This window comes from Simplicispira lacusdiani, from assembly GCF_003604195.1.
Lineage (GTDB): Bacteria > Pseudomonadota > Gammaproteobacteria > Burkholderiales > Burkholderiaceae_C > Simplicispira > Simplicispira lacusdiani.
Genome location: NZ_QXGR01000001.1, coordinates 530,510 through 551,941 on the forward strand (window position 1 = coordinate 530,510; position 21,432 = coordinate 551,941).

The 21,432-nt window shown below is 67.6% G+C and carries 21 protein-coding genes; 11 read left to right on the plus strand and 10 right to left on the minus strand.

Annotated elements, in window-relative coordinates; all coding sequences use genetic code 11:
- Positions 1 to 24: 24 nt before the first annotated feature.
- Positions 25 to 255 carry a hypothetical protein gene (locus tag D8S75_RS17655; protein WP_232828831.1) on the minus strand — a complete coding sequence of 77 codons (231 nt, stop codon included), beginning with the start codon at positions 253 to 255 and terminating at the stop codon, positions 25 to 27.
- A gap of 79 nt (positions 256 to 334) precedes the next feature.
- Between D8S75_RS17655 and D8S75_RS02370 the strand changes: the two genes are divergently transcribed.
- From D8S75_RS02370 to pyk, 3 genes are all read left to right on the plus strand, one after another.
- Entirely contained in the window at positions 335 to 820 is a 486-nt protein-coding gene (locus D8S75_RS02370) for a hypothetical protein (protein WP_232828833.1), read from the plus strand.
- A complete protein-coding gene (locus tag D8S75_RS02375) occupies positions 817 to 1,371 on the plus strand; it encodes a FlgO family outer membrane protein (RefSeq protein ID WP_119964309.1) in 555 nt (184 codons plus the stop codon). Before D8S75_RS02370 ends, D8S75_RS02375 begins: the two co-directional genes overlap by 4 nt.
- A gap of 169 nt (positions 1,372 to 1,540) precedes the next feature.
- The gene (pyk, locus tag D8S75_RS02380) at positions 1,541 to 2,977 is read left to right on the plus strand and encodes a pyruvate kinase (RefSeq protein ID WP_119964310.1); all 1,437 of its coding nucleotides are present in this window, start codon (positions 1,541 to 1,543) and stop codon (positions 2,975 to 2,977) included.
- Between the two features lie 5 nt (positions 2,978 to 2,982).
- Here the strand turns inward: pyk and D8S75_RS02385 are convergent, their stop codons facing one another.
- Positions 2,983 to 3,717, minus strand: coding sequence for a phosphatase PAP2 family protein (locus D8S75_RS02385; protein WP_232828835.1), 735 nt, complete (start codon positions 3,715 to 3,717; stop codon positions 2,983 to 2,985).
- Between the two features lie 173 nt (positions 3,718 to 3,890).
- Between D8S75_RS02385 and fba the strand changes: the two genes are divergently transcribed.
- The 5 genes from fba to D8S75_RS02410 all read left to right on the plus strand — a co-directional run bounded on the left by fba (position 3,891) and on the right by D8S75_RS02410 (position 10,835).
- A complete protein-coding gene (gene fba, locus D8S75_RS02390; protein ID WP_119964312.1) occupies positions 3,891 to 4,955 on the plus strand; it encodes a class II fructose-bisphosphate aldolase in 1,065 nt (354 codons plus the stop codon).
- Positions 4,956 to 5,192: 237 nt separating this feature from the next.
- Positions 5,193 to 6,800 (plus strand): Re/Si-specific NAD(P)(+) transhydrogenase subunit alpha, encoded by a 1,608-nt coding sequence (locus D8S75_RS02395; protein WP_119964313.1) that lies wholly within the window; start codon positions 5,193 to 5,195, stop codon positions 6,798 to 6,800.
- Between the two features lie 25 nt (positions 6,801 to 6,825).
- Positions 6,826 to 8,238, plus strand: coding sequence for a Re/Si-specific NAD(P)(+) transhydrogenase subunit beta (pntB, locus tag D8S75_RS02400; protein WP_119964314.1), 1,413 nt, complete (start codon positions 6,826 to 6,828; stop codon positions 8,236 to 8,238).
- 90 nt (positions 8,239 to 8,328) lie between these two features.
- The gene (locus tag D8S75_RS02405) at positions 8,329 to 10,008 is read left to right on the plus strand and encodes a long-chain-fatty-acid--CoA ligase (protein ID WP_119964315.1); all 1,680 of its coding nucleotides are present in this window, start codon (positions 8,329 to 8,331) and stop codon (positions 10,006 to 10,008) included.
- 77 nt (positions 10,009 to 10,085) lie between these two features.
- Positions 10,086 to 10,835, plus strand: coding sequence for a 5'-methylthioadenosine/adenosylhomocysteine nucleosidase (locus tag D8S75_RS02410; RefSeq protein ID WP_119964316.1), 750 nt, complete (start codon positions 10,086 to 10,088; stop codon positions 10,833 to 10,835).
- A 193-nt stretch (positions 10,836 to 11,028) separates the two neighbouring features.
- On the opposite strand, the gene corA is transcribed toward D8S75_RS02410, so the two are convergent.
- From corA to tsaB, 4 genes are all read right to left on the minus strand, one after another.
- Complete coding sequence (gene corA, locus D8S75_RS02415) at positions 11,029 to 12,015, minus strand: magnesium/cobalt transporter CorA (RefSeq protein WP_119964317.1); 987 nt, start codon at positions 12,013 to 12,015, stop codon at positions 11,029 to 11,031.
- Positions 12,016 to 12,198: 183 nt separating this feature from the next.
- Entirely contained in the window at positions 12,199 to 12,933 is a 735-nt protein-coding gene (locus D8S75_RS02420; protein WP_232828837.1) for a uracil-DNA glycosylase family protein, read from the minus strand.
- A complete protein-coding gene (gene rimI / locus D8S75_RS02425) occupies positions 12,930 to 13,409 on the minus strand; it encodes a ribosomal protein S18-alanine N-acetyltransferase (RefSeq protein ID WP_119964318.1) in 480 nt (159 codons plus the stop codon). Before rimI ends, D8S75_RS02420 begins: the two co-directional genes overlap by 4 nt.
- Complete coding sequence (tsaB, locus tag D8S75_RS02430) at positions 13,406 to 14,128, minus strand: tRNA (adenosine(37)-N6)-threonylcarbamoyltransferase complex dimerization subunit type 1 TsaB (RefSeq protein ID WP_119964319.1); 723 nt, start codon at positions 14,126 to 14,128, stop codon at positions 13,406 to 13,408. Before tsaB ends, rimI begins: the two co-directional genes overlap by 4 nt.
- Positions 14,129 to 14,209: 81 nt before the next feature.
- Here tsaB and dacB point away from each other — a divergent pair, with 81 nt between their 5' ends.
- The 3 genes from dacB (at position 14,210) to D8S75_RS02445 (ending at position 17,313) form a co-directional block, all read left to right on the plus strand.
- Positions 14,210 to 15,631 carry a D-alanyl-D-alanine carboxypeptidase/D-alanyl-D-alanine endopeptidase gene (gene dacB / locus D8S75_RS02435; RefSeq protein WP_119964320.1) on the plus strand — a complete coding sequence of 474 codons (1,422 nt, stop codon included), beginning with the start codon at positions 14,210 to 14,212 and terminating at the stop codon, positions 15,629 to 15,631.
- A gap of 4 nt (positions 15,632 to 15,635) precedes the next feature.
- A complete protein-coding gene (locus D8S75_RS02440) occupies positions 15,636 to 15,908 on the plus strand; it encodes a SemiSWEET transporter (protein WP_119964321.1) in 273 nt (90 codons plus the stop codon).
- 94 nt (positions 15,909 to 16,002) lie between these two features.
- Positions 16,003 to 17,313, plus strand: a complete 1,311-nt coding sequence (locus tag D8S75_RS02445) for a lipase family protein (protein ID WP_119964322.1) — start codon at positions 16,003 to 16,005, stop codon at positions 17,311 to 17,313.
- Positions 17,314 to 17,390: 77 nt separating this feature from the next.
- Here the strand turns inward: D8S75_RS02445 and D8S75_RS02450 are convergent, their stop codons facing one another.
- Genes D8S75_RS02450 through purE form a run of 4 tightly spaced genes read right to left on the minus strand, consistent with a single transcriptional unit; the run spans position 17,391 to position 21,080 of the window.
- On the minus strand, positions 17,391 to 18,344 hold the full coding sequence (locus tag D8S75_RS02450; protein ID WP_119964323.1) for an SGNH/GDSL hydrolase family protein: 954 nt from the start codon (positions 18,342 to 18,344) through the stop codon (positions 17,391 to 17,393).
- A 54-nt stretch (positions 18,345 to 18,398) separates the two neighbouring features.
- Positions 18,399 to 19,415 carry an L-threonylcarbamoyladenylate synthase gene (locus D8S75_RS02455; protein ID WP_119964324.1) on the minus strand — a complete coding sequence of 339 codons (1,017 nt, stop codon included), beginning with the start codon at positions 19,413 to 19,415 and terminating at the stop codon, positions 18,399 to 18,401.
- 7 nt (positions 19,416 to 19,422) lie between these two features.
- Entirely contained in the window at positions 19,423 to 20,592 is a 1,170-nt protein-coding gene (locus tag D8S75_RS02460; protein WP_119964325.1) for a 5-(carboxyamino)imidazole ribonucleotide synthase, read from the minus strand.
- Positions 20,589 to 21,080, minus strand: a complete 492-nt coding sequence (gene purE, locus D8S75_RS02465; RefSeq protein ID WP_119964326.1) for a 5-(carboxyamino)imidazole ribonucleotide mutase — start codon at positions 21,078 to 21,080, stop codon at positions 20,589 to 20,591. Before purE ends, D8S75_RS02460 begins: the two co-directional genes overlap by 4 nt.
- Between the last annotated feature and the right edge of the window lie 352 nt (positions 21,081 to 21,432).

The window sequence follows — 21,432 nt, forward strand, 5'->3', positions numbered from 1 at the left end:
CAAAGCGTCTGTGCCCGGGCGCAGTTAGCGCATTTTTTTCTTGTTTTTGTTGAGCATAAAGCCCAGAATCGTTCTCAGTTGTGGGGGATAACGTTTTCCGTGGCCCCGCCGTTCAAGTCCGTAGGAGGGAATCATGGCGTTTTCAAAGGCAATCAGCCTGGCCGTTCTGGCTGGCGCTGTGGCGACTATGGTGGGATGCGCAAACAGGGCGCCCATTCCCCTGGCTGAGAATTTCGAACTGACCGTCCAGCCCAAGGTGCGGTCGGCGGGTCATTGGGAGCTGGTGTCGCGCGATGTCGTCGCGCAAACCCTGGCGACCCTTGACAAGGCGGGCATGCCCCAAGGGACGCAACTGCATGTGGCGCTGCCTCCCAACCCCAGCCAGTTCGATCTGGCGTTCCGGGATTTCCTGATCACCAAGCTCGTGCAGAGCGGCGCGCCCGTGCAGCAGATGCCCGGCCAGACGCTCGACGTGACCTACCACGCGCAACTCGTGCGCCACAACAGCGATCGCCCGCACTTCATCCCAGGTCAGTTCACCATGATCGCCGCAGGCCTCATGGCGGCCTACGGCCTGCGCCATGAGCATCTCGATGCGCAGCTGCTGGCCACGCTGGGTCTGACCGTTGCAGCCGATTACGGCGCCAGCATCAACTCCGGCGGTCCCACCAACACCGAGATGATCCTCACCACCACGGTGGCTCGGGGCGGTCAATACATCGCGCGCAAGACGGATGTGTATTACCTGGAGAACGCTGACACCCCGCTGTTCCTGCGTCCTTCGTACAAGAGCGTCAACATGAAGGTGGTGTCGCAATGAAATCGTATGCACTCCTGACCGTACTGGCCGGCGCGCTGCTGGCGGGTTGCGCTTCGAACAATACGCCCGTGCGCACCGAACCCACGTACCAGGAAGCGGCCAGCAGCCAATTCCTGCAAAGCAATGGTGATGCCGTCACCAAGCTGGTGGCGGGCTTTGACCTGAATACCCTCGGAGCGGGCCCAGTGCTCGTGGCCACGGTGGTGAACGTCAATGACTTGAGCCGTTCGGCACCGCTGGGCCGCACGCTGTCCGAGCAATACGCCTCGGTCATGGCTGGCAAGGGTTTTAACGTCAAGGAAGTCAAGCTTCGCGGAGAGGTGTTCGTGAAGGAAGGCGCTGGCGAATTGCTGCTGTCGCGTGAAATCAAGGACATCGCACGCAGTCAGAATGCTTCGCTGGTGCTTGTTGGCACCTATTCGGCTGCGGCCAACTTCACCTATGTCAGTCTCAAGCTCGTGCGCACGGAAGACAGCCGCATCGTGCGCGGCCATGACTACGCGCTGCCCAACGACCGTGACGTGCAGCGCCTGTTGCAGGTGCCGCGCTGAGCACCGTGGTGTCTGGCCCCCTCGGGGGGGCGTATCTCCGAAAGGCCGTCGCAAGACGGCCTTTTTCGCATCTGGAGCGGCGCGAACACAATCCGGTAGTTCGTTGCGGTCGTGTAACTGATTCCGTGTGAAAATTGAAACCGGATTACATATCGAGAAAGGGTTGTCCATGAATCTGCGCCGCGCCACCAAGATCGTCGCCACCCTGGGGCCTGCCTCCAGCGACGTGGCCTTGCTGGAGAAGATGATCTCGGCCGGGGTCAATGTTGTCCGGCTCAATTTCAGCCATGGCGCCGCGCAGGATCACATCGATCGCGCCCAGATGGTGCGCGAAGCCGCGCAGAGGGCTGGCCGCGAGGTGGCCATCATGGCTGACTTGCAGGGGCCGAAGATCCGCGTGGGTAAGTTCGCTCAGGGCAAGGTGATGCTGGAAGCCGGTGCGCCGTTCATCCTCGACGCCTCGCGCACCGAGCCGGGCGACCAGGAAGGCGTGGGGCTGGACTACAAGGAACTGCCCCGAGACACCCGGGCCGGCGACGTGCTGCTGCTCAACGACGGTCTGATCGTCCTCACCGTGGACGCGGTGCGCGGCGAGGCCGTGCACACCACGGTGAAGATCGGTGGCGAACTCTCCAACAACAAGGGCATCAACAAGCAGGGAGGCGGTCTCACGGCGCCTGCCCTGACGGCCAAGGACATGGAAGACATCCGCACGGCCATGAGCCTGCAGGCCGATTACGTTGCGGTGAGCTTTCCCAAGAACGCCACCGACATGGAAATGGCCCGCCAGTTGTGCAACGTGGCGGCTGCGCCCTACCGCCACCGGCCCGGCCTGATCGCCAAGATCGAGCGTGCCGAGGCGATTCCGCGCCTGGAAGAAATCCTGCGGGTGAGTGACGGCATCATGGTGGCTCGTGGCGATCTCGCGGTGGAGGTGGGCAACGCCGTGGTGCCGGCGCTGCAGAAAAAGATGATCCGCATGGCGCGGGACATGGACAAGGTCGTGATCACGGCCACGCAGATGATGGAGAGCATGATCACCAACCCGGTGCCCACGCGTGCCGAGGTCAGCGACGTGGCCAACGCCGTGCTGGACGGCACCGATGCCGTGATGCTCAGCGCGGAAACCGCCGCCGGCAAGTACCCGCTGGAGACCGTGCAGGAGATGGCCAAGATCTGCGCCGCCGCCGAGGCTGCCGAGGATGTCCAGCTTGACGCCGATTTCTCGGGCCGCGTTTTCTCCAGCATCGACCAGTCCATTGCCATGGGCGCGCTGTTCACGGCACACCACCTGGGTGCCAAGGCCATCGTGGCCATGACGGACAGCGGCTCCACGGCGCTGTGGATGAGTCGGCACCGCATCCACATTCCGATCTACGCGCTCACTCCCAAGATCTCGACACAGCGACGCATGGCTTTGTTCCGCAACGTGCGTCCATTGCTCATGGACACCAGCGCCGACCGCGATACCGCGCTCGACCAGGCGGAGCGCCATCTCAAGGACCGTGGCATCGTCAGCAGTGGCGATGTCTATGCGATCACTTGCGGTGAGCCCATGGGCGCGCCGGGCGGCACCAACATGCTGAAGATCTGCAGGGCGATCTGACGCTCTTAGTTTGCGGATTCAGGAGGGGCGTCCATGCGAAAGGCATTCGGGCTCTGAGCCCTGAGCCTCCGCGCCACAAGGTCGCACAGCCAGCCAGTGGTCCAGCAGAGCCAGCCTGTCCAGAGGGTGTGGCTCAGGTAGTGCGCTCCACGCACCTGCTGCGCCCAGCCCAGAGCCAGACCCGCGAGCAGGGCGCAGGCGAGCCAGAGGCGTGCCGCGCGGGCGTGCCGGTGGCGCAGTGCGAAGTAGCCGCCAAGGAAGGCGAAACCCGCCGAGGCATGGCCTGCCGGAAAGCACTTGCCGCTGCCGCCGTCCAGGGCGCCCAGTGCCCAGTGCGAGGCATAGCGTGCCATGCCGCCGAATTCGGCCAGATCCCAGGGGCAACTGGTCGTGCTGGTGTACTTCAGCAGGCTCACGACCACCAGGGCCAGCAGCGTTGTCGCCGCAAGCTGCCAGCGTTCGGCGCGGTGCAGCCGGCGCAGCGGGCCCAGCGGGTACCGGATGGATGCGAGCAGCACCAGCACCAGCAGCCAGGCCATGCGGCGCGGGGCTTCATGCATGACCTGCACCAGAAACCAGTGGTCGCGCCAGGGGAAGCCCGCTGCAGAGCCAAAAGCGTGGGCCAGGGCCCGGTCGTAGCCTGCGGCATCCCATGCCAGCAGGCACAGCAGGCTCGCGATGGTCCAGGCGAGGGGTCGCGCGGAGGCGGAGGCCGCGTGGGTGGCAGGGGGGTGGTGCATCATGGGGCGCCACGGTAACGGGCCACACTTAACGCCGGCTTAATCGCGCCACCCAAGGGCGCGAAGGCGCGGCCGGGACGCAGGCCGTCGGGCGGCTAAAATCCCGGGTTACAAAGCGGTTACCGCGCTTGGCGCGCCGTGGCCTCACCCCTCAACCCTATTGGACCCTCACCATGCCTCTCGTCTCGATGCGCGAACTGCTCGACCATGCCGCCGGCAACGGCTACGGCATCCCTGCCTTCAACGTCAACAACCTGGAGCAGGTCCAGGCAGTGATGGCCGCCGCCGACGAGGTGGGTGCTCCGGTGATCCTCCAAGCCAGCGCCGGCGCGCGCAAATACGCGGGCGAGAGTTTCATCAAGCACCTGATCCAGGCCGCCTGCGAGGCCTATCCCCATATTCCACTGGTCATGCACCAGGACCATGGCACCTCACCCAAGATCTGCCAAGGCGCCATCGACCTGGGCTTCGGCTCGGTGATGATGGACGGTTCGTTGATGGAAGACGGCAAGACCCCCGCCTCGTTCGACTACAACGTCGACGTGACGCGCAAGGTTGTCGAGATGGCGCACAAGGTCGGCGTGACCGTGGAGGGCGAACTGGGCTGCCTGGGTTCCCTGGAAACTGGCGAGGCCGGCGAGGAAGATGGCATCGGCGCCGTCGGCAAGCTGGATCACAGCCAGATGCTGACCGACCCCGAAGAGGCCGCGCAGTTCGTCCAGGCCACGCAGCTCGATGCCCTGGCCATCGCCATCGGGACCAGCCACGGCGCTTACAAGTTCACCCGCCCACCCACGGGCGATGTGCTGGCGATTTCGCGCGTCAAGGAAATCAATGCCCGTATCCCCAACACCCATCTGGTGATGCATGGCTCGTCGTCCGTGCCGCAAGACCTGCTGGCCATCATCAACCAGTACGGCGGCAAGATGAAGGAGACCTACGGCGTGCCTGTCTCTGAAATCCAGGAGGCCATCAAGTACGGCGTGCGCAAGATCAACATCGACACCGACATCCGCCTGGCCATGACCGGGGCCGTACGCAAGTTCATGGCCGAAAACCCCGACAAGTTCGATGCCCGCGAATGGCTCAAGCCCGCGCGCGAGGCCGCCAAGGCCATCTGCAAGCAGCGCTACCTCGAATTCGGCTGCGAAGGCCAGGGCGCCAAGATCAAGGGCATGAACCTGCAGGTGATGGCGGCGCAGTACGCGGCCGGTGCCTTGGCCCAGGTCGTGAACTGAGGCCTGTGCCTTTTTCGCCCGCAACAACGGCAGCCTTCGGGCTGCCGTTTTTCGTTTTGGGGGTTTCCTCTAGATAGGTCTGTCTTATAGAAGATAGGTACCGGGATTTTCTTCATGTAAGCTCGCGGTCAGTATGTCCGTGCCGGTGCGAAAGGGAGCATTCCGGCCTTGTCACACAGCGCATGCAAGCTTCGGTGGGGCTTGTACAACGATTACGACACTTGGAGGAGACCATTCATGCAAGCAAGCCCAACCCCCCTGGGGCAGCGCATCGGCGTGCCCCGGGAGATTTTCCCTGGCGAAAAGCGCGTGGCCACCGTGCCGGACGTGGTGGAAAAACTCATCAAGCTCGGCTTCACGGTCGCGGTCGAATCGGGGGCGGGCGATGGCGCCAACTTCAGCGATGACGCCTACCGCGCCGCTGGCGCCGAGGTGTTGCCGGATGCGGCCGCGCTGTGGGCAGCCTCGGACATCGTGCTCAAGGTGCGCCCGCCAAGCACGGAAGAAGTGGCGCTGATGCGCGAGGGCGGCACGCTCATCGGCTTTGTCTGGCCCGCCCAGAACCCCGAGCTGATGCAGCAGCTCACGGCCCGCAATGCCACGGTGCTGGCCATCGACTGCCTTCCGCGCACGCTGAGCCGCGCCCAGAAGATGGACGCGCTGACCTCCACCGCCGGGGTGAGCGGCTACCGCGCCGTCATCGAGGCGGCCAACGCCTTCGGCCGCTACTTCAACGGCCAGATCACGGCGGCGGGCAAGGTGCCGCCGGCCAAGGTGTTCATTGCTGGTGCGGGCGTGGCCGGCTTGGCCGCCATCGGCACGGCGGCCAACCTGGGCGCCATCGTGCGCGCCAACGACACGCGCGCCGAGGTGGCCGACCAGGTCAAATCGCTGGGTGGCGAGTTCGTCAAGGTCGACTACGAGGAAGATGGTTCGGGCGGCGGTGGCTACGCCAAGGTCATGAGCGAGGGCTTCCAGGCGGCGCAGCGCCAGATGTACGCCAGCCAGGCCAAGGACGCCGACATCATCATCACCACCGCGCTGATCCCCGGCAAGCCGGCGCCCAAGCTGATCACGGCCGAAATGGTGCAGAGCATGAAGCCCGGCAGCGTGATCGTGGACATGGCGGGCGAGCAGGGCGGCAACTGCGAGCTGACCGTGCCCGGCGAGGCCGTGGTGCGCCATGGCGTGACCATCATCGGCTACACCGACCTGCCTTCGCGCCTGGCCAAGCAGTCGTCCACGCTCTACGCCACCAACCTGCTGCGCCTGGTCGAGGAGCTGTGCAAGGCCAAGGACGGCGTGGCCGTGGTCAACATGGAGGACGACGCGATCCGGGGCCTGACGGTCACCAAGGATGGCGCCATCACCTGGCCCGCGCCGCCGCTCAAGGCCGCGCCCGTGCCCGCGCCCAAGACGGCCGCCGTGCCTGTGGCCGAGAAGAAGGGCGGCCATGGCCATGGCAGCAGCGGCCCGCTGCCGGCCAAGACGCTGGCCATCCTCTTCGCCGTGGCGGCCGTGGCCTTCTGGTTCATCGGCGCTTATGCGCCAGCGGCCTTCCTGGGGCACTTCACGGTGTTCGTGCTGGCCTGCTTCATCGGCTACATGGTGGTGTGGAACGTCACGCCGGCCCTGCACACGCCGCTGATGAGCGTGACCAACGCCATCTCCAGCATCATCGCCATCGGCGCGCTGGTGCAGATCGCGCCGCCCGAAGCGGGGGTGAACGGGCGCCCGGACGGGCTGATCCTGTGGCTGGCCTTCGCCGCCACCGTGCTCACGGCCGTCAACATGTTCGGCGGTTTCGCCGTGACGCGCCGCATGCTCGCCATGTTCCGCAAATAAGAACGAGAAGAAAGGAAAGACGATCATGTCCCAAAGTCTCGCCACGGTGGCCTATCTTGGCGCCGCCATTCTTTTCATCCTGAGCCTGGGCGGCCTGTCCAACCCGGAAACCTCGCGCCGCGGCAACCTGTTCGGCATGGTCGGCATGGCGCTGGCCGTGCTCGCCACGGTGTTCGGGCCGCGTGTCAGCCCCTCGGGCATCGTGTGGATCGTCGGCGCGCTGGTGGTCGGTGGCAGCATCGGCCTGTATGCGGCCAAGGTCGTGAAGATGACCCAGATGCCCGAGCTGGTGGCCCTCATGCACAGCCTGGTGGGCCTGGCGGCCTGCCTCGTGGGCTTCGCCAGCTACGTCGACACCTCGATCCAGCTGCAGGGCGCGGAGAAAGCCATCCATGAGGTCGAGATTTACGTCGGTATCCTGATCGGCGCCGTGACCTTCTCGGGCTCGCTCATCGCCTTCGGCAAGCTCAATGGCAAGATCGGCGGCAAGCCGCTGCTGCTGCCCGCGCGCCACTGGCTCAACCTGGTCGCGCTGCTGGTGGTGATCTGGTTCGGCCGTGAGTTCCTCCACGCCCACGACGTGCAGTCGGGCATGCTGCCGCTGGTCGTGATGACCGTGATCGCGTTGCTGTTCGGCGTGCACATGGTCATGGCCATTGGCGGCGCCGACATGCCGGTGGTGGTGTCCATGCTCAACAGTTACTCGGGCTGGGCTGCCGCGGCCACGGGCTTCATGCTGAGCAACGACCTGTTGATCGTGACCGGCGCGCTCGTGGGCTCTTCGGGCGCCATCCTGTCGTACATCATGTGCAACGCGATGAACCGCAACTTCATCAGCGTGATCGCGGGCGGCTTCGGCTCGGGCGGCGGCACGCCCGCCAAGAGCGGCGAGGCCGCCGAGCCGCAGGGCGAGGTGGTGCCGGTGAGCGCGGCCGAAACGGCCGAGCTGCTGCGCGAGGCCAAGAGCGTCATCATCGTGCCCGGCTATGGCATGGCCGTGGCGCAGGCCCAGCACACGGTGAACGAGATCACCCAGACCCTGCGCGAGAAGGGCGTCAACGTGCGCTTCGGCATCCACCCCGTCGCGGGCCGCATGCCGGGCCACATGAACGTGCTGCTGGCCGAGGCCAAGGTGCCCTACGACATCGTGATGGAAATGGACGAAATCAACGAGGACTTCCCCGACACCGACGTGGCCATGGTCATCGGCGCCAACGACATCGTGAACCCCAGCGCTCTCGAAGACCCGGCCAGCCCCATCGCCGGCATGCCGGTGCTGGAGGTGTGGAAGGCACGGACGTCCATCGTCATGAAGCGCTCCATGGCCTCGGGCTATGCGGGCGTGGACAACCCGCTGTTCTACAAGGAGAACAACCGCATGTTGTTTGGCGATGCCAAGAAGATGCTGGACGAGGTGCTGGGGGCGCTCAAGGGCTGACAAGGCATAATTCCCGCAGAAAAAAAGCACGACCGTGCGAAATTCTGGCACGGTCATTCATACGTGATTGACACATCAGGAGACCTGGAGATGACCGACCGCATTTGGCTCAAGAGCTACCCGTCTGGCGTGCCCGCCGACATCGACCCCTCGCAGTACCCGTCGCTCGTGGCGTTGATGGAGGAAGCCTTCCACAAGTACGCCGACCGGGTGGCCTACAGCTTCATGGGCAAGGACATCAGCTACGCCCAGACCGAGTCGCTGAGCAATGCTTTCGCGACCTACCTGCAGGGCTTGGGCCTGGCCAAGGGCGACCGCGTCGCCATCATGATGCCCAACGTGCCGCAGTACCCGGTCACGGTGGCGGCCATCCTGCGCGCAGGCTACGTGGTGGTCAACGTCAACCCGCTGTACACGCCGCGTGAACTGGAACACCAGCTCAAGGACTCGGGCGCCAAGGCCATCGTCATCATCGAGAATTTCGCCACCACGCTGGAGCAGTGCATCGGCCACACGCCGGTCAAGCATGTGGTGCTGTGCGCCATGGGCGACCAGCTCGGCCTGCTCAAGGGGGCGCTGGTCAATTACGTGGTGCGCAACGTCAAGAAGATGGTGCCCGCCTACAACCTGCCGAACGCGGTGCGCTTCAATGACGCCATCGCCCAGGGCACGCGCGGCACCTTCAAGAAGCCGGACATCAAGCCCGACGACATCGCTCTGCTGCAGTACACCGGCGGCACCACGGGCGTGAGCAAGGGCGCCGTGCTGCTGCACCGCAACGTGATCGCCAACGTGCTGCAGTCCGAGGTCTGGAACGAGCCCGTGATGAAGAAAGTGCCGGCCGGCGAGCAGCCCACCAGTATCTGCGCCCTGCCGCTGTACCACATCTTCGCGTTCACGGTGAACATGATGCTGTCCATGCGCATGGGCGGCAAGACCATCCTGATTCCGAATCCGCGCGACCTGCCCGCCGTGCTCAAGGAGCTGTCCAAGCACACCTTCCACAGCTTCCCGGCGGTCAACACGCTGTTCAACGGCCTGGCCAACCACCCCGACTTCAACACCGTCAACTGGAAGAACCTCAAGGTCTCCGTGGGCGGCGGCATGGCGGTGCAGGGCGCCGTGGCCAAGCTCTGGCTCGACAAGACGGGCTGCCCGATCTGCGAGGGCTACGGCCTGTCGGAAACCAGCCCCTCGGCCAGCTGCAACCCGGTCACGGCCACGGAATTTACCGGCACCATCGGCGTGCCCTTGCCAAGCACCTGGATGAAACTGCTGGACGACGAAGGCAACACGGTCACCGAAATCGGCCAGCCCGGCGAGATCGCCATCAAGGGGCCGCAGGTCATGGCGGGCTACTGGCAGCGCCCTGACGAGACCGCCAAGGTCATGACCGAGGACGGCTACTTCAAGAGCGGCGACGTGGGCGTGATGGATGCGCGCGGCTATTTCAAGATCGTCGACCGCAAGAAGGACATGGTGCTGGTCAGCGGCTTCAACGTCTACCCGAACGAGGTCGAGGAAGTCGTGGCCGCCATGCCCGGCGTGATGGAGTGCGCAGTGGTCGGCGTGCCCGACGAGAAGTCGGGCGAAGCCGTCAAGCTGGTCATCGTGCGCAAGGACCCCGATCTGTCCGAGGACGCGGTGCGCGAGTTCTGCCGCCACGAGCTGACGGGCTACAAGCAGCCCAAGGTGGTCGAGTTCCGCGAAGAGCTGCCCAAGACCCCCGTGGGCAAGATCCTTCGCCGCGAACTGCGCGACAAGAAGTGAGCCCAAGGGCCCGCGCGGCCCGTGCGCCACAATACGGAGCGGCTTCGGCCGCTCTTTCTTTTTCCGGACCTCCCACCATGACCACCGCCATCCTCAGCGCCCTTCCCGAAGAACAGTCCGGCCTCGTCGGCAGCCTGGTGCAGCCCCGCCGCGTGGTGCACGCGGGCCGCGCTTTCTGGGAAGGGGAGCTGCACGGCAAGCCGGTGGTGCTGGCGCTGTCGGGCATCGGCAAGGTGGCGGCCGCCACCACGGCCACGGTGCTGGCCGAGCGCTTCGGCGCGGCGCGCATCGTCTTTACCGGCGTGGCCGGCGGCGTGGGCGAGGGCGTTCGCGTGGGCGACGTGGTGGTGGCGCGCGACTACGTGCAGCACGACATGGATGCCTCGCCGCTGTTCGAGCGCTGGCGCGTGCCCGGCTACCCCGGCGTGCGCCTGCCCTGCGACGCGGCCTTGACTGCTCATCTTTCAGGAGCTGTCAGCGCTTGCCTGGCGGGAGAAATAACCGATTTTCATACCCATGCCGATGGGCAGCCGCCGCGCCTGCATGAAGGGCTGATGGCCAGCGGCGACCGCTTCGTGACCTGCGCCCAGGTCTCGCGCGCGCTGCGCGACCCACTGGTGGCCGCCGGCCACGACGTGTTGGCCGTGGAGATGGAAGGCGCCGCCGTGGCCCAGGTGTGCCTGGACTACGGCCTGCCCTTTGCCGCAGTGCGCACCATCTCCGACCGCGCCGACGACGATGCGCACGTGGACTTTCCGCTGTTCATCCAGACCGTGGCCAGCCGCTATGCCGACCACATCGTCCGGCATTTGCTCAAATCGCTATAAAAAACATAGCTTGCGGCGCTTGATGGACGGTTTCTGGGGGCGGATTTGATTGAAATTCCCGGGCGCTTCGCAATGGGCATGGCCCACACCAGCGACCGTCGCGCAAGGGCCGCCCGCCGCGCTGGCGGTGTCCCTCTTCCCGGCGAAGCCGAGAGAAGGGGGAAGGCGCGCAGCGCCACAGGGGGTTGTCCTGCTACTTCAACCAGCCGCGCTTGCGGAAGTACCACATGGGCCCCAGCGCGCTGGCCACCATCAGCACGAGCGCATAAGGGTAGCCCCAGGTCTGAGCCAGCTCGGGCATGTGCTGGAAATTCATGCCATACACGCTGGCGATCAGCGTGGGTGGCAGCAGCGCCACGCTGGCCACCGAGAAGATCTTGATGATCTTGTTCTGGTTGATGTTGATGAAACCGACCGTGGCGTCCATCAGGAAGTTGATCTTGTCGAACAGGAAGGCCGTGTGGCTGTCGAGCGATTCGATGTCGCGCAGGATCTGGCGCGCTTCCTCGAACTGCTCGGCGTTGAGCATCTTGCTGCGCATCATGAAGCTCACGGCGCGGCGCGTGTCCATCACGTTGCGGCGGATGCGGCCGTTCAAGTCTTCCTGGCGCGCGATGGCGGCCAGCACCTCGCCGGCGCGCGCGTCGGTCACATCACCGGCCAGCACCTGGGTGCTGACCTTCTCCAGGTCGTCGTAGATGCCTTCGAGCGTGTCGGCCGAGTATTCCGCGTCGGCGTCGAAGAGCTTGAGCAGCACCTCGCGCGCATCCTCGATGAGCCCGGGCGCGCGGCGCGCGCGCAGGCGCAGCAGGCGGAACACCGGGATGTCCTCGTCGTGGATGGAGAACAGCACGCCCTTGCTGCGCAGCGAGGGGTTGATGAGGTTCAGGATGAAGGCCACGCGCACCGAGCGCGGCTGGTCGTGGTCGTCGATCAGGAAGTCGCTGCGGATGTGCAGCTCGCCGTTGTCTTCCTCGTAGAAGCGGGCGGATTCCTCGATGTCCTCGTCCATCGCGTCTTCCGGAATGGACAGGCCGTAGTACTGCGTGACCCAGCGCTTCTCGTCGAGCGTGGGCGATTCAAGGTCCACCCAGATGGGCTGGAAGCGGGACAGCTCCTCCAGCGATTCGATCTCTTCCTGGACGAGGCGCCCGTTGGCAAGCGTGAAGATGTTGAGCATGGGCTCACTCCCTGTGTGTATGGGCCGGTGGCGGGGTTGGGGCGCTTTCAGCCCCGGCGCTGGCCTGGGAGCTGAAAGCTATCGACTGGGATAGGCTTCCACGGAACGTTCTCCAAAATTGCGGACGGTGGATTATCGCACCGGCATATGACAGTTGCAGGGCTTGCGGGGCCCGCGGCGGGTTCAGCGGGCCGGAGTGGCGAGGCTGCGGGCCAGGCACAGGTCGGCCCAGGCGCCGGGCTTGGCGTCGGGGACGCGCAGCAGGTAGGGGGCGTCGTAGGTCACGACGGCCGGCACGCCCTGCACGGCGTGCGGCGCACCGCGCAGGCGGCCCAGCGGCTCGGTGCGCCCGAGCACCGTGCGGGCGGCGGCGCGGCCCATGAGCAGCAGCACCGAGGGCTTCAGCTCGGCCAGGGCAGCGGCCAGCACGGCGGCGGGTTCGGCATCGGTGCCGGCGCTGGTGGGCGCCGACAGCACGCACAGGTAGGCGCGCGGGTGGCGGTGCAGTTGCAGGGCGCGCAGCATGTTGCCCAGCAGCCTCCCTGCGTCGCCCGCGAACGGGTCGGCGCCAGCCACGCCCTCGGCCACGATGAGCCAGCCCGCGCCCAAGGCGGGAGGGGTGTCCTGCGGGGGCGCGCCGGGATAGAGCACGCGTGGCGGCTGGAGCATCAGCGCCCCGGAGGGGAGGTCCGCGCCGGCCGGCGGCGGCGTGGGCATGGCCGGTGGGGACTGTGGCCGGGGGCTGACCGGCGGTGTGCCAGGCGCGGCCTGGGCGGCGGGTGCCGGTGTGCCGCGCGCGGTGGGGGGACGGGTGGGTTCCGCCTCGGCCCCAGGCTGCGCGGGGGCGGGCCACCACAGGCGCACGCCCATTTCCTGCAGCATGGCGCGCTGGCGCGGATCGAGGTCCAAGCTGTTCATAGCGCGCGGCTCATGACCACGGCGTCCTCGCGTTCGCCGCCTGCGGCGGGGTAGTAGCGCTTGCGCTCGCCGACGCGCTGGAAACCATTGGCCTCGTAGATCTGGCGCGCGCGTTGGTTGCCCACGCGCACTTCCAACCACAGCCATTGCGCGCCCTGGCCGCGTGCCCACAGGGCCAGGGCGTCCAGCAGCACCAGGGCCCAGCCCTGGCGCTGAAACGCCGGGGCGACGGTCAGGTTCAGCAGGTGGGCCTCGTCCACGCCCAGCATGGCGACGAAATAGCCCAGGATCTGGTCCCCGCCCATGAGCAGCTGCACCTGGTAGCCGCTGGCCAGCGCGTCGGTGAAATTGCCGCGCGTCCAGGGGTGTGGGTAGGCCTGTTGCTCGATGTCGAGCACGGCGTCCAGCCGCGCCAGCGAAAGCGGCTCGAAGCGCGCCTCGGTGGTATCGGTCAGGGGAAGATCGGGGACGCTCATGGCTGTGCGGGAGCGGACGCCGTGGTGCTGGCGGCGGCCTGCGCGGCCGCGCGCTCGGCCGTGGTCTGCGCCACTTTGTCGCGGATGTAGAGCGGCAGGGCCTGATCGGCCGGCACGGCCTGACCGGCGGCCAGCAGGCCGGGCGCCAGGCGCAGCAGCGCCGTGGCCGTGGGCAGCGCATGCACATGGCGCGCACCGGGCGCCAGGCGCTCGCCATAGGCCGCCTGGGCATTGCCCGCCACGGTCCAGCCCTCCGCCACCTGCACCTGTTGCGGTGCGCACAGGCCCAGCGCGCCGGCGGCGTGCCAGGCGCCGTCCTGCCATTGGTAGGGGGCGGTGTAGACCTCGTCCATGCGCGCGTCGAGCACCGCCACCACCTCGGTGCAGCCGTGCTGGTGGCGCGCTTGCTCGGCCACGGCGGCCAGGGTGTCGACGGGCAGCACCGGGATGCCGCGTCCCGCGCCGGCGCCGAAAGCCAGGCCCTGGGCGATGGCGCTGGCCGTGCGCAGGCCGGTGAACGAACCGGGGCCGCGCGAAAAGACGATGGCGCCGAGCTGCGCGAAATCCAGGCCGGCCTGCGCCAGCAGCGCGCGCACCGCCGGGATCAACGTGCTGGAGGCCTGGGCGCCCCCGGGGCCATCGTGCCGCCACAGCGCCTCGCCGCGTTGCACGGCGATGGACAGGGTGTCGGTGCTGGTGTCGAAGGCAAGCAGATTCATGGCGCCGGGTGGCCGGGGCGGGTGGGTGCGGGAAGGGAGCGCATGGCGCGATTATCCGCGCCCGGGCGATAGACTCGCCGCATGCTGCTTTTACCGACCCTGCGCCGCTGGGCGTTTCTCGGTCTGCTGGTGGGCGCGCAGGCCGCGCATGCCGCGGGCCCGGCGCTGCCGCCCGAAGTGGAGGCCGCGCTGGTCCGTGCCAAGCTGCCGCCGGAGGCCTTGGCGGTGCTGGTGGTCGATGCGCAGGATGGCCGTGCGGCGCCTCGCCTGGCCCACCGTGCCCAGGTGCCGGTCAACCCCGCTTCGGTGATGAAGCTCGTCACCACCTACGCGGCGCTGGAGCAGCTCGGTCCCGCCCATACCTGGAGCACGCCCGTCTATGTGGAGGGCCGGGTGCAGGCCGGGACCCTGCGCGGCAATGTCCATATCCAGGGGCTGGGCGACCCCAAATTGGTCATGGAGCGCCTGTGGTTGCTGCTGCGGCGTTTGCAGGCCCAGGGCATCCAGTCCATCGCGGGCGACATCGTGCTCGACCGCAGCGCGTTCGACGTGCCCGAGCAGGACCCCAGCCGCTTCGATGGCGAGCCCTTGCGCCCCTACAACGCGGCGCCGGATGCGCTGCTGCTCAATTTCAAATCGGTCGTCATGTCCTTCGTCCCCGATCCGGCCGCCGGTGTGGCGCGGGTGCAGTACGACCCGCCTCTGGCCGGCGTGCAGCGCCAGGCCACGGTGGCGCTGGCACAGGGGGGGGAGTGTGGCGACTGGCGTGGCGCACTGCGCGCCGAACTGTCGGACCCCACGCGCATGGCCTTCCAGGGCGTTTATCCGGCATCCTGCGGCGAGCGGGCGTGGCCCATTGCCCACCCCGATCCCCGGGGGTTCGCGGCGCGGGCGGTCGAGGGCATGTGGCGTGAACTTGGCGGCCAGCTCACGGGGAGCGTGCGCGAGGGGCGCGTGCCGGCGGGGCTGCGGCCGGCTTTCAGCATCACATCGCCCACCCTGGCCGAAGTGGTGCGCGATGTGAACAAGCACAGCAACAACGTCATGGCGCAGCATGTATTTCTCACGCTGGCCTTGCAGAAGAACGGCGTGGCCACTTTCGACGGTGCACGCGAGGTGTTGCTCCAGTGGTGGCGGGCCCGGCTGGGCGATGCCGTAGCACCGGTGGTGGATAACGGCGCCGGCCTGAGCCGCGAGGAGCGTATCACCGCCCAGGCGCTGGGCCGCATGCTGCAATTGGCCTGGCTGTCCCCGGTCATGCCGGAGCTGATGGCGTCGCTGCCCATCGCCGGAGTGGATGGCACGCTGCGCCGCAGCCAGAGCCGCGCCGGCGCGGCCCACCTCAAGACCGGCAGCCTGCGCGATGTGATGGCCGTCGCAGGCTATGTGCACGCCGCCAGCGGGCGTCGCTTTGTGCTGGTGGCGGTGGTCAACCACCCTGGCGCCCTGGCCGCGCGCCCGGTGTTCGACGCGCTGATCGATTGGACCGCGCGAGAGCGCTGAGGCCATGCAAATACACGACCTCATTGGCTACCTCGCCGCGGCCCTCACCACCTGCAGCTTCGTGCCGCAGGCGCTGCACACCTTCCGCACGCGGGACGTCCGAGGCATCTCGCTGGGCATGTACAGCGTGTTCACCGTGGGCATTGCCCTGTGGCTGGTCTATGGGCTGGTGCTTGGCGCCTGGCCCATCGTCGTCGCCAACGCCATCACACTGGTGCTGGCGGGCGCCATCCTGGCCATGAAGCTGCGCTACGGGCGCTGTCGCAAAGGTGTCTGAGCGGGCCGTTCAGGCTCGCGTAATCCCCTATGGCCGCCGCACCGCAGGTGCGGGCACGATGGCCGCTTTCCGAACCGACCAAGGGGACCGATCCATGACGTATTTCCGCCTTTCCTGCGTTGCCGCCGCCGCGGTGCTGCTCGTCGCCTGCGGCGGCTCCGACGACCCCGACCGTGGCTCGCTGAAGGAGGCGCCTGTCACCGTGGCCACGCTCACGGCGGCGCAGATCGATGCGGGCACGGCGGCCTCGGGCCTGCAGCCGATCACCGGCAAGGCCAAGTGCGATGTCAAGGTCGTGGCGCTCAACTATTACACCGTGGGCGCGCAAGGCACCGAGAGCACCAACGCCTCGGGCGTGATGCTGGTGCCGGGCGGCGCCGCCTGTACCGCGGCCGCGCCCCTGGTGGCCTATGCCAAGGGCACCGATTTGCAGAAGCCGCGCACTCTGGCCAACCCGCAGGACACCGAGACCTTCCTGCTCGCCGCCATGTACGCGGCCCAGGGCTACGCCGTGGTGGCCACCGATTACCTCGGTTTCGCCAAGTCCGACTATACCTACCACCCCTACCTGCATGCGGATTCCGAGGCGCGCACGGTGCTCGATTCGGTGCGCGCCGCGCGCGCGGCCGCTACCACCGTGGGCGCCAGCCTGTCGGGCAAGGTCATGTTCACCGGCTACTCGCAGGGCGGTCATTCCTCCATGGCGGCGCACCGCGCGGCCGAGCGCGACCACCCCGCCGAGTTCAACGTGGTGGCGGGCGCCCACCTGGCCGGGCCGTACAACCTCTCGGGCTCGCTCAAGCTGCCCGACGCCATTGTCGGTGTGCAGTTCTTCGTGCCCTATCTCGTGACGGCCTGGCAGAAGGTCTACGGCAACGTCTACACCGACGTGAAGACAGCGTTCAAGACCCCCTATTCGGGCTACATCGAAACGTTGCTGCCCAACCCCACGCTGAACTACACCACGCTGGTCACCAGCGGCATGCTGCCGGGCGGCCCCGGCGTGACGCCCAACCAGGCGCGCGACGCGGTGTTCCAGAGCGACTTCCTGCTTGGCGCGCAGACCAGCGCCACGCACCCGCTGGTCCTCGCCGCCAAGAAGAACGACCTGCTGGGCTGGAGCCCGAAGGCGCGCGTGCTGCTGTGCGGCGGCGCGGGCGACCCCACGGTGCCGCCGGCCGTTCACCAGGCCGTGATGAAGGCCGACTTCGACAGCCGGGGTCTGACCAATGTCAGCTCGGTGGACGTGGACGCCATGGTCCAGGCCACCTTCGGCCCCGGCGGCAAGGCGCCGACCGACCCGGCCTCGGCCGCGTTCGCCACCTACTACGGCAGTTACCACGGCACCTACGAGCCGCCGTTCTGCCATGCGCAGGCACGCGGCCTCTTCGATCTGGTGAAGTGATTCCACGGCCTCTGCATGGGGCCGCGCAGCCACAAAAAAACCGACCCTCGGGTCGGTTTTTTTGTGGGCGGGTGCGATCACCAGCGCGCGCGCAACTTGTCGTACATGAAGGTGCCCAACTGGCGCTGCGCCGAGGGGCTCAGGTACACGTTGTCGGCGAACACATACTGGTCGGCATTGGCCCCCGCCAGCAGCGTGGAAGCCGTGCACAGGGCCGAGTTGACCTGGCCGGTGCCGGTGCCGATGCCGTTGCCCGCATCCACCGAGGTGCAGACAGCGGCCTTGGCGTTGGTGAACGAATAGGCCGAGCCGGCCGAGGTGAAGATGTTCACGTAGTAGGCCGAATCGACGAACAGCACGTTCTGGCCCAGGTCGTTGATGGCGACCAGCACGGCTTCGTTGAAGCGGGTGCTGGCCTGGCTCAGCAACTCGGTCTGGCCGATGGCCGTGGCCCAGGGCGTCTTGCCCAGGTCGTAGGTGCCGGTCATCAGGATGTGGGGGGCTCCAGCGGCCACCAGGCGGCGCACTTGCGCGGCCAGGGCCTGGCCGTTCGCATGGGCCTGGTCCAGGTAGGCGGCGCTGCTCAGCGTGCCTGCCTGCACGGCGGCCATGCCCACGATCAGGTCGCTGATACCACCGTTCAGCAGCACGACGTCGTTCGCGGCGAAGGTCTTGCTGGCCAGGAAGCTGTCGATCTGCGCCGTGATGGTGGGGGTGCTGGCCTCACCGGCGGCATCGGGCTGGGCAGCGATGCGGGCGTTGCCCTGCGCATAGCTCAGGCCGCCGCTGGACACCGGGGCCAGGGTCTTCTGGTAGTGCGACACAAGCTGCAGCGTCCAGTTGTTCACGCTGCCGTTGTTCACCGTGTAGCGCGTGCCTTTCTGGCCGATGTCGCTGTGGGCGTCGCCGAAGGCGATGAAGCGATCGGGCGTGATGGCCGATTCCGTGGTGCTGGAGCCGCAGGCCGCCAGAAGCATTGCCGACGCACATGCGGCGACCAGGGCGGTGCGGCGCATCCAATTTGCTGCCATGTTGTGTTCTCCGGTAAGGGTTCGGTAGTTTAACGAGTGGCGTGGGGCCGGATCTCAGGCCGCGGCGGCACGCTGCAGGCGGTCGCGCACGCCTTCCCAGTCGGGGGTGTCGGGCGGTGTCTCGATCCAGATGAGCCGCGCGCCCGCGTCGTCGAAACCGCGCAGCGCGGCGAACAGCTGCTGAGCCGTGGCCTCGGCGTCGTCAGGCATGCGCCGCAGCAGCACCTGGGGCGATGCGGTGCGCAGAGGCGCGCGAGCGTACACCGCCAAGTGAGCGGCATCCCCGCCGAGCAAGTCCAGGCCGGTTTGCAGCGCCTTGGCGTCCATCAGACGCACCTTTGCCGCGGGTGCGTAATGGGCTTCAAGTGTTCCCGAGGCCCGTGGGGTCTGCGCTGGAAGCTCTTCTTTTGATAGCGGTTCGATGCCGCAAGCCGCCGCGATCTGCGCGCGCGTGATGGCGCCGGGGCGCAGCAGCACCGGCACGCCGCGCGTGCAGTCGACGATGGTCGATTCGATGCCCACGCCGCAGGGGCCGCCGTCGAGCACCAGCAGGGCCTCGCCCAGCTCGTCCTGCACGTGCTGGGCCGTGGTCGGGCTCACGCGGCCGAAGCGGTTGGCGCTGGGCGCGGCCAGGCCCCACACGGGCGGGCCGCCGAGCGCGGGGCCGTCGCCGGGCGCGGCACAGGCCTGCAGCACGGCATGGGCCACGGGGTGGGCGGGGCAGCGCAGGCCCACGCTGTCCTGGCCGCCGGTGGCGGCCGTGGCCACGCCGCTCAATCGCGGCAGGATGAGCGTCAGCGGGCCGGGCCAGAAGGCGTCGACCAGGGCCTGGGCGAAGGCCGGCACCTCGCGCGCGAAGTGCGCGATGCCCGAGGCGTCGGCCACGTGCACGATCAGCGGATGGTCGCTGGGCCGGCCCTTGGCGGCGAAGATCTGCGCCACGGCGGCGTCGCTGCTGGCATCGGCCGCCAAGCCGTACACCGTTTCGGTGGGCAGGCCCAGCAGAGCGCCGCCGCGCAGGGCGCGCGCGGCAGCAGCGATGGCCGAGGGATCGTTGCCGTCAAGGATCATGGGCGGCTCAAAACGGGGCAATGCCCAGAAGGGCGGCGGCCTGCAGCGCCGTGGCGCGCGCCTGCAGCGCCGTCGGCGCGGTGATGTTCAGGTGCCCCATCTTGCGGCCGTGCTTGGCCAGGGTCTTGCCGTACAGGTGCAGGTGCGTGCCGGGCAGCTGCAGCACCGCATCCCAGGCGGGCGTCTGCGCCGTTTCGCCGTGGGCGAACCACAGATCGCCCAGCAGGTTGAGCATGAGGGCCGCGCTGTGCTGGCGCGGTTGGACCAGCGGCAGGCCGGCCAGGGTGCGCACCTGCAGCTCGAACTGCGACACGTCGCAGGCGTTCTGGCTGTAGTGGCCGCTGTTGTGCGGGCGCGGCGCGATCTCGTTGACCACGAGGCTGCCGTCCTGCAGCACAAAGAATTCCACGCACAGCACGCCCACGTAGTCGAGGCCATTTGCTATGGAAATCGCAGCTGCTACCGCTTGACTGGCAAGCGCTGGAGGCAGATTTCCTTCATACACCTCGGTCACGGCCAGGATGCCATCGCGGTGCAGGTTGCGCTGCACCGGCAGATGCACGCTGGCGCCATCGGCGCCGCGCGCCACGATCACCGAGCATTCGAGCTGCAGCGGCAGCATTTTTTCGAGCACGCAGGCCACCTGGCCGACGGAGGCCCAGGCGGCGGCCAGCTCGGCGGCGGACTTCACACGCACCTGGCCCTTGCCGTCGTAGCCCATGCGGGCGGTCTTCAGAATCCCGGGCAGCAGATCGGCGGACACGGCGGCCAGCTGTTGGGCCGTCTCGATCACCGCATAGGGCGCGCAGGGCACGCCGCAGCCGACGAAATGGGCCTTTTCCTGGGCGCGGTCCTGTGCCACGGCCACGGCGCGCGCGGCCGGGGCCACGGGGCACTGCCCGGCCAGCGCCGCCAGGGAGACGGCGGGCACGTTCTCGAATTCGGTGGTGACGGCGTCGCTGAGCTGGGCCAGCCGCGCCAGGCCATCGGGGTCTTCGTAGCCGGTCTGGATGTGCTGGTGGCTCACCAGGCCGGCGGGGCTCTCTGGATCGGGGTCGAGCACGGCCGTGAAGTAGCCCATGGCCTGCGCGGCATGCACGAACATGCGGCCGAGCTGGCCGCCGCCGAGCACGCCGAGCGTGCTGCCGGGCAGGAGGGGCGTGGCGGGCGTCGTCATGCGGGCGGCAAGGTCATGTTGCGCGCCACCTCGGTCTGGGCGGCGCGGAAGGCTTCGAGCTGCTGGCGCAGCGCGGGGTTCTCGTTGGCCAGCAGCGCCACGGCGAACAGCGCGGCGTTGGCGGCACCGGCTGTGCCGATGGCGAAGGTGGCCACCGGGATGCCCTTGGGCATCTGCACGATGCTGTGCAGCGAGTCCACGCCCTGCAGGTGGCGGCTGGCCACCGGCACGCCCAGCACGGGCACCGGGGTCTTGGCCGCGATCATCCCGGGCAGGTGGGCCGCGCCGCCCGCGCCCGCGATGATGGCCTTGAGCCCGCGGCCGGCCGCCGCCTCGGCGTAGGCGAACATGTCGTCGGGCATGCGGTGGGCCGAGACCACGCGGGCCTCGTGGGCGATGCCGAATTGCTGGAGAATCTCGACTGCGTGCTGCATGGTGTCCCAGTCGCTGCTGGAGCCCATGACCACACCGATCTGGATGGGTGTCATAGTGTGAGGAGCGGAGCGCTGGCCGCCTGCCGCTGAGTGTGAACCCGTGATTTTACTTTTTGCCACCCGGTGCCGGGGAAGGGCCCAGTGTAGTGTTTCACTCACATGGGTACTTTCAGCCAGTGGCCAAGGGGTCAGCTGCTAGGCGCAGGGGCGCAGGCATAACGGGTTACGTCAAGCCACTGCAACAACGCAGATGGCCCCTTGGCCACTGGCCCGAAGGGAGCCCCGAAAAGCTGCCCAGCGTCGTTGCAACGCTTGGCAAGGGCACCACCATTGCCTGCGCGCTGCGCCTAGCCGTGCAGCTTTTCGGGGCTCTGAAAGTGCCCATGTGAGTGAAACACTACACTAA

Coding starts and splice junctions, on each gene's coding strand:
- corA (WP_119964317.1), bottom strand. CDS start 12,015: ATGCTCAACATCTTCACGCTTGCCAACGGGCGCCTCGTCCAGGAAGAG.
- D8S75_RS02420 (WP_232828837.1), bottom strand. CDS start 12,933: ATGAACAGCTTGGACCTCGATCCGCGCCAGCGCGCCATGCTGCAGGAA.
- D8S75_RS02385 (WP_232828835.1), bottom strand. CDS start 3,717: ATGCACCACCCCCCTGCCACCCACGCGGCCTCCGCCTCCGCGCGACCC.
- pntB (WP_119964314.1), top strand. CDS start 6,826: ATGTCCCAAAGTCTCGCCACGGTGGCCTATCTTGGCGCCGCCATTCTT.
- D8S75_RS02440 (WP_119964321.1), top strand. CDS start 15,636: ATGCAAATACACGACCTCATTGGCTACCTCGCCGCGGCCCTCACCACC.
- D8S75_RS02450 (WP_119964323.1), bottom strand. CDS start 18,344: ATGGCAGCAAATTGGATGCGCCGCACCGCCCTGGTCGCCGCATGTGCG.
- pyk (WP_119964310.1), top strand. CDS start 1,541: ATGAATCTGCGCCGCGCCACCAAGATCGTCGCCACCCTGGGGCCTGCC.
- D8S75_RS02410 (WP_119964316.1), top strand. CDS start 10,086: ATGACCACCGCCATCCTCAGCGCCCTTCCCGAAGAACAGTCCGGCCTC.
- D8S75_RS02375 (WP_119964309.1), top strand. CDS start 817: ATGAAATCGTATGCACTCCTGACCGTACTGGCCGGCGCGCTGCTGGCG.
- D8S75_RS02445 (WP_119964322.1), top strand. CDS start 16,003: ATGACGTATTTCCGCCTTTCCTGCGTTGCCGCCGCCGCGGTGCTGCTC.
- fba (WP_119964312.1), top strand. CDS start 3,891: ATGCCTCTCGTCTCGATGCGCGAACTGCTCGACCATGCCGCCGGCAAC.
- rimI (WP_119964318.1), bottom strand. CDS start 13,409: ATGAGCGTCCCCGATCTTCCCCTGACCGATACCACCGAGGCGCGCTTC.
- D8S75_RS02370 (WP_232828833.1), top strand. CDS start 335: ATGCCCCAAGGGACGCAACTGCATGTGGCGCTGCCTCCCAACCCCAGC.
- D8S75_RS02405 (WP_119964315.1), top strand. CDS start 8,329: ATGACCGACCGCATTTGGCTCAAGAGCTACCCGTCTGGCGTGCCCGCC.
- D8S75_RS02460 (WP_119964325.1), bottom strand. CDS start 20,592: ATGACGACGCCCGCCACGCCCCTCCTGCCCGGCAGCACGCTCGGCGTG.
- dacB (WP_119964320.1), top strand. CDS start 14,210: ATGCTGCTTTTACCGACCCTGCGCCGCTGGGCGTTTCTCGGTCTGCTG.
- D8S75_RS02395 (WP_119964313.1), top strand. CDS start 5,193: ATGCAAGCAAGCCCAACCCCCCTGGGGCAGCGCATCGGCGTGCCCCGG.
- purE (WP_119964326.1), bottom strand. CDS start 21,080: ATGACACCCATCCAGATCGGTGTGGTCATGGGCTCCAGCAGCGACTGG.
- tsaB (WP_119964319.1), bottom strand. CDS start 14,128: ATGAATCTGCTTGCCTTCGACACCAGCACCGACACCCTGTCCATCGCC.
- D8S75_RS02455 (WP_119964324.1), bottom strand. CDS start 19,415: ATGATCCTTGACGGCAACGATCCCTCGGCCATCGCTGCTGCCGCGCGC.